14 protein-coding genes and 4 tRNA genes are annotated in these 14,485 nt (G+C 71.2%); 11 read left to right on the forward strand and 7 right to left on the reverse strand.

What is annotated here, in order from left to right; all coding sequences use genetic code 11:
* Window positions 1–9: 9 nt before the first annotated feature.
* Both ABD236_RS18805 and ABD236_RS18810 read right to left on the reverse strand, forming a co-directional pair.
* The gene (locus tag ABD236_RS18805; RefSeq protein WP_344074935.1) at window positions 10–552 is read right to left on the reverse strand and encodes a methylated-DNA--[protein]-cysteine S-methyltransferase; all 543 of its coding nucleotides are present in this window, start codon (window positions 550–552) and stop codon (window positions 10–12) included.
* Window positions 553–651: 99 nt separating this feature from the next.
* Window positions 652–1,140: a YajQ family cyclic di-GMP-binding protein gene (locus tag ABD236_RS18810; protein WP_101389577.1), complete on the reverse strand. Its 489-nt coding sequence runs from the start codon at window positions 1,138–1,140 to the stop codon at window positions 652–654.
* A gap of 193 nt (window positions 1,141–1,333) precedes the next feature.
* Between ABD236_RS18810 and ABD236_RS18815 the strand changes: the two genes are divergently transcribed.
* Window positions 1,334–1,415: transfer RNA gene (locus ABD236_RS18815), tRNA-Tyr, on the forward strand.
* Window positions 1,416–2,178: 763 nt separating this feature from the next.
* Window positions 2,179–3,084, forward strand: a complete 906-nt coding sequence (locus ABD236_RS18820) for a hypothetical protein (protein WP_344074937.1) — start codon at window positions 2,179–2,181, stop codon at window positions 3,082–3,084.
* A gap of 84 nt (window positions 3,085–3,168) precedes the next feature.
* Here ABD236_RS18820 and ABD236_RS18825 read toward each other — a convergent pair whose 3' ends face one another.
* On the reverse strand, window positions 3,169–3,825 hold the full coding sequence (locus ABD236_RS18825; RefSeq protein WP_344074938.1) for an SDR family oxidoreductase: 657 nt from the start codon (window positions 3,823–3,825) through the stop codon (window positions 3,169–3,171).
* 88 nt (window positions 3,826–3,913) lie between these two features.
* Window positions 3,914–5,179 carry an amidohydrolase family protein gene (locus ABD236_RS18830; RefSeq protein WP_344074939.1) on the reverse strand — a complete coding sequence of 422 codons (1,266 nt, stop codon included), beginning with the start codon at window positions 5,177–5,179 and terminating at the stop codon, window positions 3,914–3,916.
* Window positions 5,180–5,568: 389 nt separating this feature from the next.
* On the opposite strand from ABD236_RS18830, the gene ABD236_RS18835 reads away from it, so the two are divergent.
* The 8 genes from ABD236_RS18835 to ABD236_RS18870 all read left to right on the forward strand — a co-directional run bounded on the left by ABD236_RS18835 (window position 5,569) and on the right by ABD236_RS18870 (window position 11,021).
* A tRNA-Thr gene (locus ABD236_RS18835) sits at window positions 5,569–5,641 on the forward strand.
* A 44-nt stretch (window positions 5,642–5,685) separates the two neighbouring features.
* Window positions 5,686–5,758 (forward strand) — tRNA-Met (locus ABD236_RS18840).
* A gap of 97 nt (window positions 5,759–5,855) precedes the next feature.
* Window positions 5,856–6,020, forward strand: coding sequence for a 50S ribosomal protein L33 (rpmG, locus tag ABD236_RS18845; RefSeq protein ID WP_003956487.1), 165 nt, complete (start codon window positions 5,856–5,858; stop codon window positions 6,018–6,020).
* Between the two features lie 151 nt (window positions 6,021–6,171).
* A complete protein-coding gene (locus ABD236_RS18850; RefSeq protein WP_344074940.1) occupies window positions 6,172–6,624 on the forward strand; it encodes an FAS1-like dehydratase domain-containing protein in 453 nt (150 codons plus the stop codon).
* Window positions 6,625–6,626: 2 nt separating this feature from the next.
* Window positions 6,627–7,061 carry a MaoC family dehydratase gene (locus tag ABD236_RS18855; RefSeq protein ID WP_329401264.1) on the forward strand — a complete coding sequence of 145 codons (435 nt, stop codon included), beginning with the start codon at window positions 6,627–6,629 and terminating at the stop codon, window positions 7,059–7,061.
* An 88-nt stretch (window positions 7,062–7,149) separates the two neighbouring features.
* Entirely contained in the window at window positions 7,150–7,716 is a 567-nt protein-coding gene (locus ABD236_RS18860; RefSeq protein ID WP_344074941.1) for a TetR/AcrR family transcriptional regulator, read from the forward strand.
* A 116-nt stretch (window positions 7,717–7,832) separates the two neighbouring features.
* Window positions 7,833–9,416 carry a DHA2 family efflux MFS transporter permease subunit gene (locus ABD236_RS18865; RefSeq protein ID WP_344074942.1) on the forward strand — a complete coding sequence of 528 codons (1,584 nt, stop codon included), beginning with the start codon at window positions 7,833–7,835 and terminating at the stop codon, window positions 9,414–9,416.
* A gap of 549 nt (window positions 9,417–9,965) precedes the next feature.
* Window positions 9,966–11,021 carry a UDP-N-acetylmuramate dehydrogenase gene (locus tag ABD236_RS18870; RefSeq protein WP_344074943.1) on the forward strand — a complete coding sequence of 352 codons (1,056 nt, stop codon included), beginning with the start codon at window positions 9,966–9,968 and terminating at the stop codon, window positions 11,019–11,021.
* A gap of 16 nt (window positions 11,022–11,037) precedes the next feature.
* Here ABD236_RS18870 and ABD236_RS18875 read toward each other — a convergent pair whose 3' ends face one another.
* The 3 genes from ABD236_RS18875 to ABD236_RS18885 form a co-directional block, all read right to left on the reverse strand.
* A complete protein-coding gene (locus tag ABD236_RS18875) occupies window positions 11,038–11,676 on the reverse strand; it encodes an NAD(P)-dependent oxidoreductase (RefSeq protein ID WP_344074944.1) in 639 nt (212 codons plus the stop codon).
* A gap of 56 nt (window positions 11,677–11,732) precedes the next feature.
* Window positions 11,733–12,752 carry an adenosine deaminase gene (locus ABD236_RS18880; protein WP_344074945.1) on the reverse strand — a complete coding sequence of 340 codons (1,020 nt, stop codon included), beginning with the start codon at window positions 12,750–12,752 and terminating at the stop codon, window positions 11,733–11,735.
* Window positions 12,753–12,875: 123 nt separating this feature from the next.
* Complete coding sequence (locus ABD236_RS18885) at window positions 12,876–14,102, reverse strand: pyridoxal phosphate-dependent aminotransferase (protein ID WP_344074946.1); 1,227 nt, start codon at window positions 14,100–14,102, stop codon at window positions 12,876–12,878.
* A 226-nt stretch (window positions 14,103–14,328) separates the two neighbouring features.
* Between ABD236_RS18885 and ABD236_RS18890 the strand changes: the two genes are divergently transcribed.
* A tRNA-Trp gene (locus ABD236_RS18890) sits at window positions 14,329–14,401 on the forward strand.
* Window positions 14,402–14,485: the final 84 nt, after the last annotated feature.

Consider the following 14,485-nt stretch of genomic DNA (forward strand, 5'->3'; position numbering starts at 1 on the left):
CGGGCCGGGCTAGTGAGGGCCGACGAGAGCGTCAGCGCTCCCGGAGGCCGCCACCAGCGCCCCTTCCAGCCCCAGCAGGTGCTCCTTGCGCTCCAGGCCGCCCGCGTAGCCCTTCAGGGTGCCGTCGGAGCCGATGACGCGGTGGCAGGGGCGTACGACCAGCGCGGGATTGCGGCCGATGGCGGTGCCGACCGCGCGCACCTTCACCGAGGAGGCGCCGATACGGCGGGCGATCTCCCCGTACGAGAGGGTGGTCCCGTACGGGATGGCGTCCAGTTCGGCCCAGACCTGCCGCTGGAAGGCGGTGCCCGTGCCGGGCGCGTACTCGATCTCGAAGCGGGTCAGCTCGCCGCCGAAGTACGACCGCAGCTGACGGGTGATCTCCTCGAAGGCCTCCGGCGCCCGCCGCCAGCCGTCGCGGACGGCGGCGGCGCCCTTCTGGCCGGGCATGGAGAGCGAGACCAGCGCGGTCCCGCCCTTCGCGGTGGCAGACTCCTCGCCGACCAGAAGCAGTTCGCCCAGCGGGCTGTCGAGGGTCGCGTAGACCGTCATCGCGCGTTCCTTTCCTCGCGTACGAGTGCTGCGTACGAGACCGAGTCTGCGACCCCCGTCCGGCCCGCGCTGGCGGGATTCGGACAGTGCGTCCGAGGGTCAGCGGTAGTTCACGAACTGCAGCGCGAAGTCGAAGTCCTTGCCCTTGAGCAAGGCCTGAACGGCCTGGAGGTCGTCCCGGCTCTTGGAGGAGACCCGCAGCTCTTCGCCCTGGACCTGCGCCTTGACGCCCTTGGGGCCCTCGTCGCGGATGACCTTGGCGACCTTCTTGGCGTTCTCCTGCGAGATGCCCTCCTCGATGGAGGCGAAGATCTTGTACTCCTTGCCGGAGAGCTGCGGCTCGCCGGCGTCCAGCGCCTTGAGCGAGATCCCGCGCTTGACCAGCTTGGTCTGGAAGACGTCGAGGATGGCGTTGACGCGGTCCTCGGAGTTGGCCTCCATCAGGATCTTCTCGCCGGACCAAGAGATCGACGCGCCCACGTTCTTGAAGTCGTAGCGCTGCGAGATCTCCTTCGCCGCCTGGTTGAGGGCGTTGTCGACCTCCTGCCGCTCGACCTTCGAGACGATGTCGAAACTGGAGTCGGCCATGTCCTGTGGCTCCTTGTATCGGGTGCGTGGGGGTACGGCCTGGCTGCCGAACCGCTGCCCCAAAGCCTAGCCACCCGGACCCGGCCGAAGCGCTGATCAACCGGGTGGCGAAGCACCCCCGGTCATCAGGTATCGTTTACGTCGTTGCCAGGGAGCACCGCGGAAAGCGGGTCTTCCACCGGCGACATCCCATGGCGGTGTGCCCGAGTGGCCAATGGGAGCGGACTGTAAATCCGTCGGCTTAGCCTACCCAGGTTCGAATCCTGGCGCCGCCACGCGATGTGAGACCCCCGTTGATCTGCGGAAACGTAGATCGGCGGGGGTCTTCTCGTTGTTCGGGGCTGGGTTCTTCGCCGAGTTCGGCCGGGAGTGACCTGCCTCACTGGGGCTGTGGGTCTCCGGGCGAAGAGAGGTCGCCCCCGTCCGGCTTCGGCTTCGCCGCCCCCACCCCTGGTTACAGGGGAGTAGGGCGGCCCCGATGCGTTGCTCCGCCTCTCCCGGACGACATTTCGATGGGGCTTCTTGCGTCTTGTATTAGGGAAATGTGCCTTATGTGGCCATGGTGAAGGGTGGCGATTGGAGAGGTGAGTCCTGTGGCGGCGGTCCGCGTGATTCCGGGGCGGCAGACTTTCTCCCGACGTCGGGCTGTAACCGCAATCTGACGTTCCGTGCCGCGAGGAGCCCGTATGGACCTGGCCTATGCCATCGATGCGTCGACCCGGCGTGGCGAGTTACTGCTCCGCTCACACCGTGAGGAGGCGAGTGCGCGTCTGTGACGTGCGCTGATTCAGTCATGTTGAGTTCTGTCATCAAGGATGCCGGTGCCCACTACATAGCCGAGGTGATGTTCGCGATCACCGCATTGGCTGTCGGGGTGCTGCGGTCCATGTGGCGTCGACGGCCGCGTATGGTCCCGCACGCGGAAGGCCCGGCGTCCGAAGGGGCAATCGAAGGGCCGTCGGACACCTCGCGACTGTGCGCGACGGAACACGACTCTCTGCCGAATACGTCGTCCAAAAGACGACGGGGGGAGTCGTCATGAAGATGACACGTGCCGCGCGTCGTGCGCAGTATCCGGAAGCGGAATACAACCGGGACCGGGCATGGGGGCGGCTGCTGGAGTCCCCGGGCGGGGTCAGGCGGCATTCCCGGCCCGGGAGTTCGGGATCCGAGCCGACGCTGCTGGAGGTCGCCCGCGCCTACGACCGGATCTGCCAGCGGGCCCGCGGGATCATCCAGCCCGATGTCGAGGAGACCGACGTCCTGGCGACGCTCATGGTCATCCGTATGCTCCGGGACAAACTGGAAAGCGACGAGCTTCAGTTGATCTCCCTGGCGCGTACGAAAAGGATCACCTGGGAACGCATTGCCGACGCACTGGAGCTGAGCGGCCGTCAGTCGGCGGAGCGCCGCCATCTCCAACTCACGCGCGCCCTGCGTGTCGACGGCACTCTTCCTCGTACGCAGAGCGAACGGGTGGAATCCGTACGCGAGCAGCGCAGTCGGCGCGCGGAGCGGGATTGGGCGCTTCGCCATGGGAAGTTGATCCGCGATCTGGCCGCCCGGCTCGCTTCCGTCGAAGGGCTTCAGGCGCGCGTCGACCGGTCGCACGAGGCGCGCATACTCAACGCGCTGGAAGGCTCACGGGAGCGGGGGCCGCAGGACCACGGAAAACCCATGCGGCTCGTATGGCCACAGGCATTGCGGGACTGTCTCGCCGCCGACGAGGGATTTCGCGCCGCTCCGCACAAGGGCGGGAAGTCGGCCGCCGATCCCGCCTGGGAGCGCCAGCAGCAAGAAGCCGACAACCTGCACCGACTGCTTGGCTTGATCAGTTATGCCACCAACCCCAGGAATATCGATCTCTCCGATCTCCCGGAGCTGTTCCAGGAAATCGTCAGGGTCAATGGTGAGTACCAGCAGCAGACCAGGATCCGTCGTTAGCCCGTCCGGCTTGCCTGGCCCGTCCCGCCCGCCCCGCCCGCCCCGCCCGGGCGGGAGCGTGGGAGCCAGGTGAACCCGCCCTCCTCAGTTCCCCGCAACCCCCTTGACCGCCACCATCACCGGCACCGACCCGCTGATCGCCTCCAGCGTCAGGCCCGCCGTCGCGGGGGTGTCGAGTAGTTCGGCCAGCAGCGCAGCCACGTCGTCCCGGGGGATCGGGCCGCGGCCCGTCGACGCGGCCAGGGTGACCAGGCCCGTGCCGGCGTCGTTCGTGAGCATTCCGGGGCGCAGGATCGTCCAGTCCAGGCCCGGGCGGGCCCGTACCGCCTCGTCGGCCGAGCCCTTGGCCCGCAGATACGCGTCGAAGACCTCGTCGCCCTCGTGGCGCGGGTCCGCGCCCATCGAGGAGACGACCAGATAGCGGCGTACGCCCGCCCGCTCCGCCGCGTCGGCGAAGAGCACCGCGGCCGCCCGGTCCACCGTCTCCTTGCGGGACGCGTCGCTGCCCGGGCCCGCGCCCGCCGCGAAGACCGCCGCGTCGGCGCCCTCCAGGACCGCCGCGACCTCCTCGACGGACGCCGACTCCAGGTCGAGTACGACCGGCTCGGCACCCGCCTTCCGCAGGTCGTCCGCCTGCTCCGGCTTGCGGATGACTCCCGCGACCTCGTCCCCGCGCGCCGACAGCAGCCGTTCGAGCCGCAGCGCGATCTGACCATGGCCTCCTGCGATGACAATGCGCATGCTCACGACCGTACGCCGGTGCGCCGCCGGGCGCGTCCCCGCGGGCCCCTTCGGGTGCTCCGGGGAAACCCCGCCCGCCCGACCCCGCCTACGCCCCGTCCATCCGCGACTGCCGAGGCAGATCCAGCGCGACCGCCGCCGCCGAGTCGCAGTACTCCCGTACCGCGCTCGTCCGGGCCACCACCCGGCCCCGGTGGATCGCGATACGGCTGTACGCCAGGGACAGCACGCCCGCGATGCGTTCGCCGCGGACCGCCAGGAGCTCCGCCGGGAAGCCCGCCTCCACCCGGACCTCGGGCAGGCCCATCGCCTCCCGGGCGGCCGTGCTCACCGCGCCGTACGCGTCCTCGGGGCGCAGGCCCGCCTGGGAGGCCAGCAGGTACGCGGCCTCCAACGGGTCGCCCCGGCCCACCGGGTTGGCGAGGTCGCGCAGCGCGCCGCTGCCCGCCGCCACCCGTACCCCGGCGGCCTTCAGCGTCCGTACGGGAGCCATGCCCTGACGGGCCGTTCCCTGACGTTCGGTCATGCCGCAGCCGCCCTGCGGCAGACAGACCACCGCGACGCCCGCCGCCGCGAGCTGGTCCGCCGCCCGCGCCGCCGCCTCCCGGGGCAGCCGGGACAGCCCCGCGCACGGGCCGATCGCCACCCCGGGGCGCAGCCCCGCCGCCATCGCCGCGAGCCGGGCGAGGCGCGCCGGGTCGTCGCCGTCCGTGTGGAGGTCGACCGCGCAGCCGTGCTCGGCGGCGATCTCCAGGACGGCCTCCGTGTAGCCGGCCGGGTCCGGGTCGAGGTCCGGACACCCGCCGACCACCGACGCGCCCATCTTCACCGCGTCCCGCAGCATCGCCAGCCCGTCCGCGCCCGCGACACCGGTCAGCAGCCGGGGCACCGCCACCACGTTCAGCTCGGCGAGTCCGCGCAGCGAGCGGCGGGTCTGGAGGGCGGCCTCCAGCGGCTCCAGCCCCCGTACGTCGTCGATCCGCACATGCGAGCGCAGCGCCGTCGCGCCGTGGCCCAGCTGGAGCAGGGCGGCCTCGGTGGCACGGCGCTGGACGTCCTCGGCCGCGTACGAGACCGGGCCCTCGGGGCCGAACGCGGTGAGCGCCGTGTCGCTGTGGGCGTGCGGCTCGGCGGGCGCCGGGAGCAGCAGGAAGCCGGCCAGGTCGACCTTGGAGAAGTGCGCGGCGAGGCTGCCCGCGGTCCCGACGGCCTCGATGCGGCCGCCGCCGAGCCGGACGTCCACGGTCCGGCCGTCGGCGAGCCGGGCGCCGGACAGCAGGAGCGTGGCGGCGGCCTCGGTGGGGCCGTCCCCGGCGCCGGGTGAGTGGGCCGGCTGCGACTGGCTGTCGGACATCGCGCTCCAGGTGGTCCTCGGGGCCCGCAGGGCCTTCAGGGCAAGATCACGCAGCGTGACCCGAGCCTAGGGCCTGCCCGGCGGATCTCGTCGGCACGCGGGCCCGAGACCGACCAGATCCACCGGACAGACCCTAGGGGCGCACCCGGCGCGCATCGAGGAGGAGCGCAATAGTCGTACCGGTGTGGTCACGAGTGGCGTACGGGACGGGTGGGGCGGGGTGTGCGGGTGCGGTCCGGGATCGCGTCCCACCTGCCCCGGGACCCTCACGCGCCCCCTGGGGAAGCCGCCCCACGACCGGCGCCGGACGGCTCCGGGACGGCCGGGTGGCGGGCCGGCGAAACGGATTTGGGCGATCGGCGGCCGACCGTGTAATGTCTTCATCGCTCGCCCCAATAGCTCAGTCGGTAGAGCGTCTCCATGGTAAGGAGAAGGTCTACGGTTCGATTCCGTATTGGGGCTCTGGTGAGAGGGTCCCCGCCCACAAGCGGGGACCGGATCATCAAAGCGGTGTAGCTCAGTCGGTAGAGCAAGCGGCTCATAATCGCTGTGTCACCGGTTCAAGTCCGGTCACCGCTACTCCAAGTAGCACCAGTAGCCGATTGTGGGGTCGGTCTCCCGATCGGCTACTCTTTTATGCGTTCATCCGTCTATCCGTCCGTCAAGGAGCACTCACGTGGCTGCCACCGACGTCCGCCCGAAGATCACGCTGGCCTGCGTGGAGTGCAAGGAGCGGAACTACATCACCAAGAAGAACCGGCGTAACAACCCGGACCGTCTTGAGATGAAGAAGCACTGCCCGCGCTGCAACTCGCACACCGCGCACCGCGAGACCCGCTAACCACGGGTTTAGCACTCAGGCTCGTACGAGAGGCCGTTCCCTTCCGGGGAGCGGCCTCTCGTCGTACGCCGCCGTACGCGCGCGTGTCGCCGTGTCCCGTTCTTGTTCCGCAGATCAACCAGCAGATCACCAAGCAGGAGGTTGTGAGCCCATGGCGCTCGACCAGTCCTTCGTGGGGCGGACCTACCCGCCCACCGCGCCGTACGAGGTCGGCCGGGAGAAGATCCGCGAATTCGCCGAGGCCGTGGGGGACGAGAACCCCGCGTACACCGACCCGGAGGCCGCCAAGGCGCTCGGGCACCCCGATGTGATCGCGCCGCCGACCTTCGTGTTCGCCATCACCTTCAAGGCGGCGGGCGTGGTGATCCAGGACCCGCAGCTGGGCCTGGACTACAGCCGGGTCGTGCACGGCGACCAGAAGTTCGCGTACCGGCGCCCGGTGCGCGCGGGGGACCGGCTCACCGTGACCTCCACCATCGAGGCGATCAAGTCCCTCGCGGGCAACGACATCCTGGACATCCGCGGTGAGGTCCACGACGAGGCGGGCGAGCACGTCGTGACCGCCTTCACCAAGCTGGTGGCCCGCGCGGCCGAGGGGGAGTGACGATGAGCGCCAAGATCCGTTACGAGGACGTCGAGACCGGCACCGAGCTGCCGGCGCAGTCGTTCCCCGTGAGTCGCGCCACACTCGTGCAGTACGCGGGCGCCTCGGGCGACTTCAACCCGATCCACTGGAACGAGAAGTTCGCCAAGGAGGTCGGGCTGCCCGACGTCATCGCGCACGGCATGTTCACCATGGCCGCGGCGATCCGGGTGGTCACCGACTGGGTGGGCGACCCGGCGGCGGTCGTCGAGTACGGGGTGCGCTTCACCAAGCCGGTCGTGGTGCCGAACGACGAGACGGGCGCGCTCGTCGAGGTCAGCGCCAAGGTCGCGGCCAAGCTGGACGACGAGGCCAGGACGGTCCGGGTCGATCTGACGGCGATGAGCGCGGGCCAGAAGGTGCTGGGGATGTCGCGCGCGGTGGTCGCGCTGGCGTGAGCCCGCCGTGGGACGGCCGCCGGGGCGGAAACCGGCGGCCGTCCCGTAGGGGTTGCGAAGTTAGTTATTGGCCACTAACTTTGTCTCCATGGTCAGGATGAGCGCGGAGGAGAGGCGCGAGAGCGTCGTACGGGCGGCGATGAGTGAGTTCGCTCACCGCGGCTACTACGGGACGTCCACGGAGGCGATCGCCAAGCGTGTGGGCGTGTCGCAGCCGTATCTGTTCCGGCTCTTCCCCAACAAGCCGGCCATCTTCCTCGCGGCGATGCACCGCTGCATGGAGGACACCGTCCGGATGTTCGTCGAGGCCTCGGAAGGGCTGCGCGGCGAGGAGGCGGTGCACGCGATGGCGAACGCGTACACGAAGGTCATAGCGGAGGAGCCGGAGCGGCTGCTCATGCAGATGCAGGTGTACGTGGCGGTCGCCGCGGCCGAGGCGGCGGGCGACCACACCTTCGGCGAGGCCGTGCGGCGGGAGTGGATGGAGCTCTGGGACGCGGTCAGCATCCCGCTGGAGGGCTACAAGGACACCACGACGTTCCTGGCGTACGGGATGCTGATCAACACGCTGGTGGCGATCGGGTTCCCTCCCGAGCATCGCGTGTGGGAGGAGATCTATCCCTCCGCGCGGGTCAAGGGGCGGCTGGAGAAGTAGCCGCCGGGGCCCTGCCGGACGCGGTGCGGCGCATACGTATGGGCTCGAAAGTTAGTAACTGATAACTAACAACCGGAACCGAGCTCCGGGCGAACCGGAGTGGGAAGCGGGAAGCGATGTCCGAGCAGACACCTGAACAGATACCTGAGCAGACGGCGGGGAAGACGGCCGGGAAGACGGCCGGGAAGACGGGGCAGTCGGCCGAGCGGCTGTCGGGGCAGTCGTTCGAGCGGCTGTCGGAGCGGCCGGAGCGCGGGCCCGGCCGGGACGGCGGGGACGAGGGCGGCCGGCGCGGGGGCGCGGTGTGGGCCCTGGTGATCACCAGCATCGCCGGATTCATGGCGGCGCTGGACAACCTCGTCGTCACCACCGCACTGCCGTCGATCCGCGAGGACCTGGGCGGGGCGCTGGACGACCTGGAGTGGACGGTGAGCGCGTACACCCTCACCTTCGCCGTGCTGCTGATGTTCGGGGCGGCGCTGGGGGACCGGTTCGGGCGCCGCAAGCTCTTCCTCACCGGCCTGACGATCTTCACCGGCGCCTCCGCCGCCGCCGCGCTCGCGCCCGGGATCGACGGGCTGGTCGCGGCGCGGGCGGTGCAGGGCGTCGGGGCGGCGATCATGATGCCGCTGACGCTCACGCTGCTCACGGCGGCCGTGCCGGCGGCCAGGCGGGGTCTGGCGTACGGGATCTGGGGCGCGGTCAACGGCCTCGCCGTGGCCAGTGGGCCGCTGATCGGCGGGGCGCTGACCGAGCACTTCTCCTGGCAGTGGATCTTCTGGCTGAACGTTCCGCTCGGGGTGGCCGTGCTGCCGCTGGCGCGGCTGCGGCTGGCGGAGTCGTACGGGAGCGGGGCGCGGCTCGACATCCGTGGCACGGTGCTGGCCAGCCTGGGGCTCTTCGGGATCGTGTACAGCCTGATCCGGGGCAACATCGACGGCTGGAGCAGCCCGGTCGTGCTGACGGGGCTGGTGGCCGGGGCGGCTCTGCTGGGGGCGTTCGTGTGGCACGGGACCGTCAGCTCGGCGCCGGTGCTGCCGATGCGGCTGTTCCGGAGCCGGGCGTTCGCGGCGATCAACTTGGCCAGTCTGCTGATGTTCGTGGGGATGTTCGGCTCGATCTTCCTGCTCAGCCAGTTCCTCCAGGGCGTGCTCGGCTACTCGCCCACCGAGGCGGGGCTGCGGATGCTGCCGTGGACGGCGATGCCGCTGCTGGTCGCGCCGGTCGCGGGCATCCTGTCCGACCGGATCGGGGGCCGGCCGGTGGTGACGGCGGGGCTGGCGCTCCAGGCGATCGGGCTGGCGTGGTTCGCCGTCATCCTGGCGCCGGACGTGTCGTACGCGGCGCAGCTGCCGGCGCTGGCGGTCAGCGGGGTCGGGATGGCGCTGTACTTCGCGCCGGCGGCGAACCTGGTGATGTCGAGCGTGCGGGCGTCGGAGCAGGGGATCGCGTCCGGGGCGAACAACGCGCTGCGGGAGGTCGGCGGGGCGCTGGGGGTCGCCGTGCTGGCGGCGGTGTTCTCCGCGCAGGGCGGGTACGGGTCGGCCGCCGCGTTTGTGGACGGGTTGCGGCCGGCGCTGTGGGTGGGGGCGGGGGTGGTGGCGCTGGCGGCCGTCAGCGCCGTGTGCTTGCCGCGGGTGTCTGTGGCGGCGGCTTCTCCCGAGCCCGTGGCGGCTCGGGAGGATGCGCTGGTCGGGTAGGAGGGTTTCCCGGGGGCTTCGCCCCGGACCCCGCTCGTCCGCGGACCGTGGGTGGCTGGTCGCGCAGTTCCCCGCGCCCCTTCTTGTGCCCGGTCTTCGTCTGCGGGTGGTGGCCTCTTCTCGCGCAGTTCCCCGCGCCCCTTCTTGTGCCCGGTCCTCGTCTGCGGGTCGTGGTGGGTTGCTCGCGCAGTTCCCCGCGCCCCTAGGGGGTACGGCTCCTCCGGGGTACGAGGAGCGGGAGGGACAGGGGCCGCAGGCCCCGTCCCTGTAGGGGCGCGGGGAACTGCGCGAGCAACCCGCCACCGGTCCGCAGACAAGGGCCGGGCGGATCAGGGGCGCGGGGAACTGCGCGAGCAACCCACCACCGGCCCGCGGACAAGGGCCGGGCGGATCAGGGGCGCGGGGAACTGCGCGAGCAACCCACCACCGGCCCGCAGGCAAGGGCCGGGCGGATCAGGGGCGCGGGGAACTGCGCGAGCAACCCACCACATAGCCGCGGACAAAGGCCGGGCATCACTCCGGCCCGGTGGGGACCGTAGGCTGGACCCCGTGTATGTAGAACTCGACGCCCCCCTCGCCCCCCTCACCACCTTCCGGCTCGGTGGGGCCGCCCAGCGGCTCGTTGTCGCGGAGAGTGATGACGAGGTCGTCGACGTCGTGCGGGAGGCCGACGCGGCGCGGACGCCGCTGCTGGTCATCGGGGGCGGGAGCAACCTCGTCATCGGGGACAAGGGGTTCGCCGGAACCGCCCTGCGGATCGCCACCAAGGGGTTCCGGCTCGACGGGACCCGGCTCGACGTCGCCGCCGGGGAGGTCTGGAGCGACGTCGTCGCCCGGACCGTGGAGGCCGGGCTCGCCGGGATCGAGTGTCTGGCCGGGATCCCCGGGTCCGCCGGAGCCACCCCGATCCAGAACGTCGGCGCGTACGGCCAGGAGGTCTCCTCCACCATCCGCGAGGTCGTCGCGTACGACCGGGCCGAGGGCGCCACCGTCGTCCTCACCGCCGACGAGTGCGACTTCTCGTACCGCCACAGCCGGTTCAAGGCCCACCCCGACCGCTATGTCGTCCTGCGGGTCCGCTTCGAGCTGGAGGACGCCGGCGGGCTCTCCGCGCCCATCAAGTACGCCGAGACCGCCCGCGCCCTCGGCGTCGAGCCCGGCGACCGCGTCCCCGCCGCCACCGCCTGCGAGACCGTGCTGCGGCTGCGCGCCGGCAAGGGCATGGTCCTGGACGCCGAGGACCACGACACCTGGTCCGCCGGGTCCTTCTTCACCAACCCGATCCTGGGGGAGCGGGAGTACGAGGCGTTCCTCGGCAAGGTCGCCGCGCGGCTCGGCGCCGACGTCGTCCCGCCCGCCTGGCAGCTCGGTGGCGGGCTCACCAAGACCTCCGCCGCCTGGCTCATCGACAAGGCCGGGTTCACCAAGGGGTACGGGTCCGGGCCCGCCCGGATCTCCACCAAGCACACCCTCGCCCTGACCAACCGCGGCGGCGCCACCACCGAGGACCTGCTCGCGCTCGCCCGCGAGGTCGTCGCCGGAGTGGAGCAGGCCTTCGGGGTGACCCTCGTCAACGAGCCGGTGACCGTCAACGCCGAGATCTGAGCGGGGCGGGCAGGGGTCAGTACGCCACGCAGACCCCCTGTTTCACCGTTGCCTGGTTCGTGATCATTCCCAGCATCGCGTCCGCCACGTCCGCCCGCCCGATCGTGCGCGCCGCGCGCGGGGTCGCCCCCACGGCCGTGCGGTAGACGCCGGTCCTCGGCTTGTTGACCAGGCGGACCGGGCGTACCGCCGTCCAGTCCAGGGCCGAGGCGGCCAGCTCGGCCTCCGTACGGCGCAGGTCCTCGTAGACGTCCTTGAGGACACGCGTGACGATCGTCAGCGTGAGGCGGTCGAAGAACGGGTCGTCGGGCGCCTCCGGGCCCACCGGGCCCGCGCTGACCACCAGCAGACGGCGGGTGCCCTCCGCGTCCATCGCCTTCACGATCGAGCCGGTCAGCCGCTGGGTGATGCCCGCCGCCGCGTCCGCCCGCCGGTTCGCGCCGAGCCCGGAGAGCACCGCGTCCCGGCCCGCCACCGCCGGGCGCAGCGACTCCGGGTCGTGGAGATCACCCCGGACCACGTCCAGGCCCGGGCCCGTCACCGCGAACCGTCCCGGGTCCCGTACCACCGCCGTCACCCGGTGTCCGGCGGCCAGCGCCTGGCGGACCACCTCGGAGCCGATCCGGCCCGTCGCACCGAAAACCGTGAGCTTCATCTGCGTCACCCTCCCCTGGCGGATAGGTCATTGCTCCGCCCAGGGTGCCCGAGGAGTCAGGAGGCCAGCCAGGAATCCACTCCGGTGAGCAACTGCGACTTCACCGGCTCCGGAGCCGCCGAGCCCCTGATCGACTGCCGGGCCAGCTCTGCCAGTTCGGCGTCGGTGAAGCCGTGGTGGCGGCGGGCGATCTCGTACTGCGCGGCCAGCCGGGAGCCGAACAGGAGCGGGTCGTCGGCGCCCAGCGCCAGCGGCACCCCGGCCTCGTACAGGGTGCGCAGCGGCACGTCCTCGGGCTTCTCGTAGACGCCCAGGGCGACGTTGGAGGCGGGGCAGACCTCGCAGGTGATGCCGCGCTCGGCGAGCCGTTTGAGCAGCCGCGGATCCTCGGCGGCGCGCACCCCGTGGCCGATCCGGGTGGCGTGCAGGTCGTCCAGGCAGTCGCGCACCGACGAGGGGCCGGTCAGCTCGCCGCCGTGCGGCGCGGCCAGCAGTCCGCCCTCCCGGGCGATCGCGAAGGCGCGGTCGAAGTCCCGGGCCATGCCCCGGCGCTCGTCGTTGGAGAGGCCGAAGCCGACCACGCCCCGGTCCGCGTACCGCACGGCGAGCCGGGCGAGAGTGCGGGCGTCCAGCGGGTGCTTCATCCGGTTCGCCGCGACCAGCACCCGCATCCCGAGCCCGGTCTCGCGCGCGGCCGACTCCACCGCGTCCAGGATGATCTCCAGGGCCGGGATGAGCCCGCCCAGCATCGGCGCGTACGAGGTGGGGTCGACCTGGATCTCCAGCCAGCCCGAGCCGTCCCGTACGTCCTCCTCGGCGGCCTCGCGCACCAGCCGCTGGATGTCCTCGGGGGCGCGCAGACAGGAGCGCGCGATGTCGTACAGGCGCTGGAAGCGGAACCAGCCGCGCTCGTCGGTGGCCCGCAGCTTCGGCGGCTCACCGCCGGTCAGCGCGTCCGGCAGGTGCACGCCGTACTTGTCGGCGAGCTCCAGCAGGGTCGTGGGGCGCATCGACCCCGTGAAGTGCAGGTGCAGATGGGCCTTCGGCAGGTCGGTTACATCGCGAACGTGCTCCATTGAAGGATCTTGCCGCACGCCCACGGCATCCGACAGCCCCTTTCCCCGATCGGGACCTTGCCCGAACGCAGGAACGGGCCACCGGCTCAGGTGAGCCGGTGGCCCGTCCACAGGGGGAGCGCCTCAGTCGCGCGCTTCCGCCAGCAGCTTCTGGATCCGCGAGACGCCCTCGACCAGGTCCTCGTCGCCCAGGGCGTAGGAAAGGCGCAGATAGCCCGGGGTGCCGAAGGCCTCGCCCGGGACGACCGCGACCTCGGCCTCCTCCAGGATCAGCTCGGCGAGCTCGACCGAGCTCTGCGGGCGCTTGCCGCGGATCTCCTTGCCGAGCAGGCCCTTCACCGACGGGTACGCGTAGAACGCGCCCTCGGGGGTCGGGCAGACGACCCCGTCGATCTCGCTGAGCATCTTCACCATGGTCTGGCGGCGGCGGTCGAAGGCCCTGCGCATCTCGGCGACCGCGTCGAGGTCGCCGGAGACCGCGGCGAGCGCCGCCACCTGGGAGACGTTGGCCACATTGGACGTGGCGTGCGACTGGAGGTTGGTCGCGGCCTTGATGACGTCCTTGGGGCCGACGATCCACCCGACGCGCCAGCCGGTCATCGCGTACGTCTTGGCGACGCCGTTGACCACGATGCACTTCTCGCGCAGCTCGGGCAGGAGCGCCGGCAGCGACACGGAGACCGCGTCCCCGTAGACCAGGTGCTCGTAGATCTCGTCGGTCAGCACCCACAGGCCGTGCTCGACGGCCCAGCGGCCGATCGCCTCGGTCTCGGCCTCGGTGTAGACCGAGCCGGTGGGGTTGGACGGGGAGACGAAGAGGACGACCTTGGTCTTCTCCGTACGAGCGGCCTCCAGCTGCTCGACCGAGACCCGGTAGCCGGTGGTCTCGTCGGCGACGACCTCGACCGGGACACCGCCCGCCAGGCGGATCGACTCCGGGTACGTCGTCCAGTACGGCGCCGGGACGATGACCTCGTCGCCCGGGTCCAGGATCGCCGCGAACGCCTCGTAGATCGCCTGCTTGCCGCCGTTGGTGACCAGGATCTGCGAGGGGTCGACCTCGTAGCCGGAGTCGCGCAGGGTCTTCTCGGCGATGGCCTTCTTCAGCTCGGGCAGGCCGCCGGCCGGCGTGTAGCGGTGGTACTTCGGGTCGCGGCAGGCGGCGGCCGCCGCGTCGACGATGTAGTCCGGGGTCGGGAAGTCGGGCTCACCGGCGCCGAAGCCGATCACCGGGCGCCCGGCGGCCTTGAGGGCCTTGGCCTTGGCGTCGACGGCGAGGGTCGCGGACTCGGAGATCGCGCCGATGCGCGCGGACACCCGGCGCTCGGTCGGAGAAGTTGCAGCGCTCATACGGCCCATCGTCCCAGACCCGCCGCGCCCCGGGCACACCGGTTTCATGGACCGGACGGGGCAGTTGCACAGGCCGTTCGGCGCATCCGGGCGGGGGCGCCGGGAGGTATCTGTTCGACGCCGGGCGTGGAACCACGTACACTCACCTGTCGTTGGCCTCCACCAACCGGACCACTGCGGGCACTCGGTGCACTCGGGCGGATGCGGTAGGTTGGGGGAACCACAAAGGGTCGTAGCTCAATTGGTAGAGCACTGGTCTCCAAAACCAGCGGTTGGGGGTTCAAGTCCCTCCGGCCCTGCTACACACACCTTCGCCAGGGTGTGTGCGCATGTACGTACTTCTATGCACCGCCGTGCGGCTCCACCGGGCGCGGCACGGCCAC

It is taken from the genome of Streptomyces crystallinus, assembly GCF_039521265.1.
In the GTDB taxonomy this organism is placed as follows: Bacteria; Actinomycetota; Actinomycetes; order Streptomycetales; family Streptomycetaceae; genus Streptomyces; species Streptomyces crystallinus.

What these genes read in the sequence shown, in the direction of transcription:
- ABD236_RS18805 (WP_344074935.1), bottom strand. Translation starts at nt 552, where the DNA reads ATGACGGTCTACGCGACCCTCGACAGCCCGCTGGGCGAACTGCTTCTG.
- ABD236_RS18810 (WP_101389577.1), bottom strand. Translation starts at nt 1,140, where the DNA reads ATGGCCGACTCCAGTTTCGACATCGTCTCGAAGGTCGAGCGGCAGGAG.
- ABD236_RS18820 (WP_344074937.1), top strand. Translation starts at nt 2,179, where the DNA reads ATGAAGATGACACGTGCCGCGCGTCGTGCGCAGTATCCGGAAGCGGAA.
- ABD236_RS18825 (WP_344074938.1), bottom strand. Translation starts at nt 3,825, where the DNA reads ATGCGCATTGTCATCGCAGGAGGCCATGGTCAGATCGCGCTGCGGCTC.
- ABD236_RS18830 (WP_344074939.1), bottom strand. Translation starts at nt 5,179, where the DNA reads ATGTCCGACAGCCAGTCGCAGCCGGCCCACTCACCCGGCGCCGGGGAC.
- ABD236_RS18850 (WP_344074940.1), top strand. Translation starts at nt 6,172, where the DNA reads ATGGCGCTCGACCAGTCCTTCGTGGGGCGGACCTACCCGCCCACCGCG.
- ABD236_RS18855 (WP_329401264.1), top strand. Translation starts at nt 6,627, where the DNA reads ATGAGCGCCAAGATCCGTTACGAGGACGTCGAGACCGGCACCGAGCTG.
- ABD236_RS18860 (WP_344074941.1), top strand. Translation starts at nt 7,150, where the DNA reads ATGGTCAGGATGAGCGCGGAGGAGAGGCGCGAGAGCGTCGTACGGGCG.
- ABD236_RS18865 (WP_344074942.1), top strand. Translation starts at nt 7,833, where the DNA reads ATGTCCGAGCAGACACCTGAACAGATACCTGAGCAGACGGCGGGGAAG.
- ABD236_RS18875 (WP_344074944.1), bottom strand. Translation starts at nt 11,676, where the DNA reads ATGAAGCTCACGGTTTTCGGTGCGACGGGCCGGATCGGCTCCGAGGTG.
- ABD236_RS18880 (WP_344074945.1), bottom strand. Translation starts at nt 12,752, where the DNA reads ATGGAGCACGTTCGCGATGTAACCGACCTGCCGAAGGCCCATCTGCAC.
- ABD236_RS18885 (WP_344074946.1), bottom strand. Translation starts at nt 14,102, where the DNA reads ATGAGCGCTGCAACTTCTCCGACCGAGCGCCGGGTGTCCGCGCGCATC.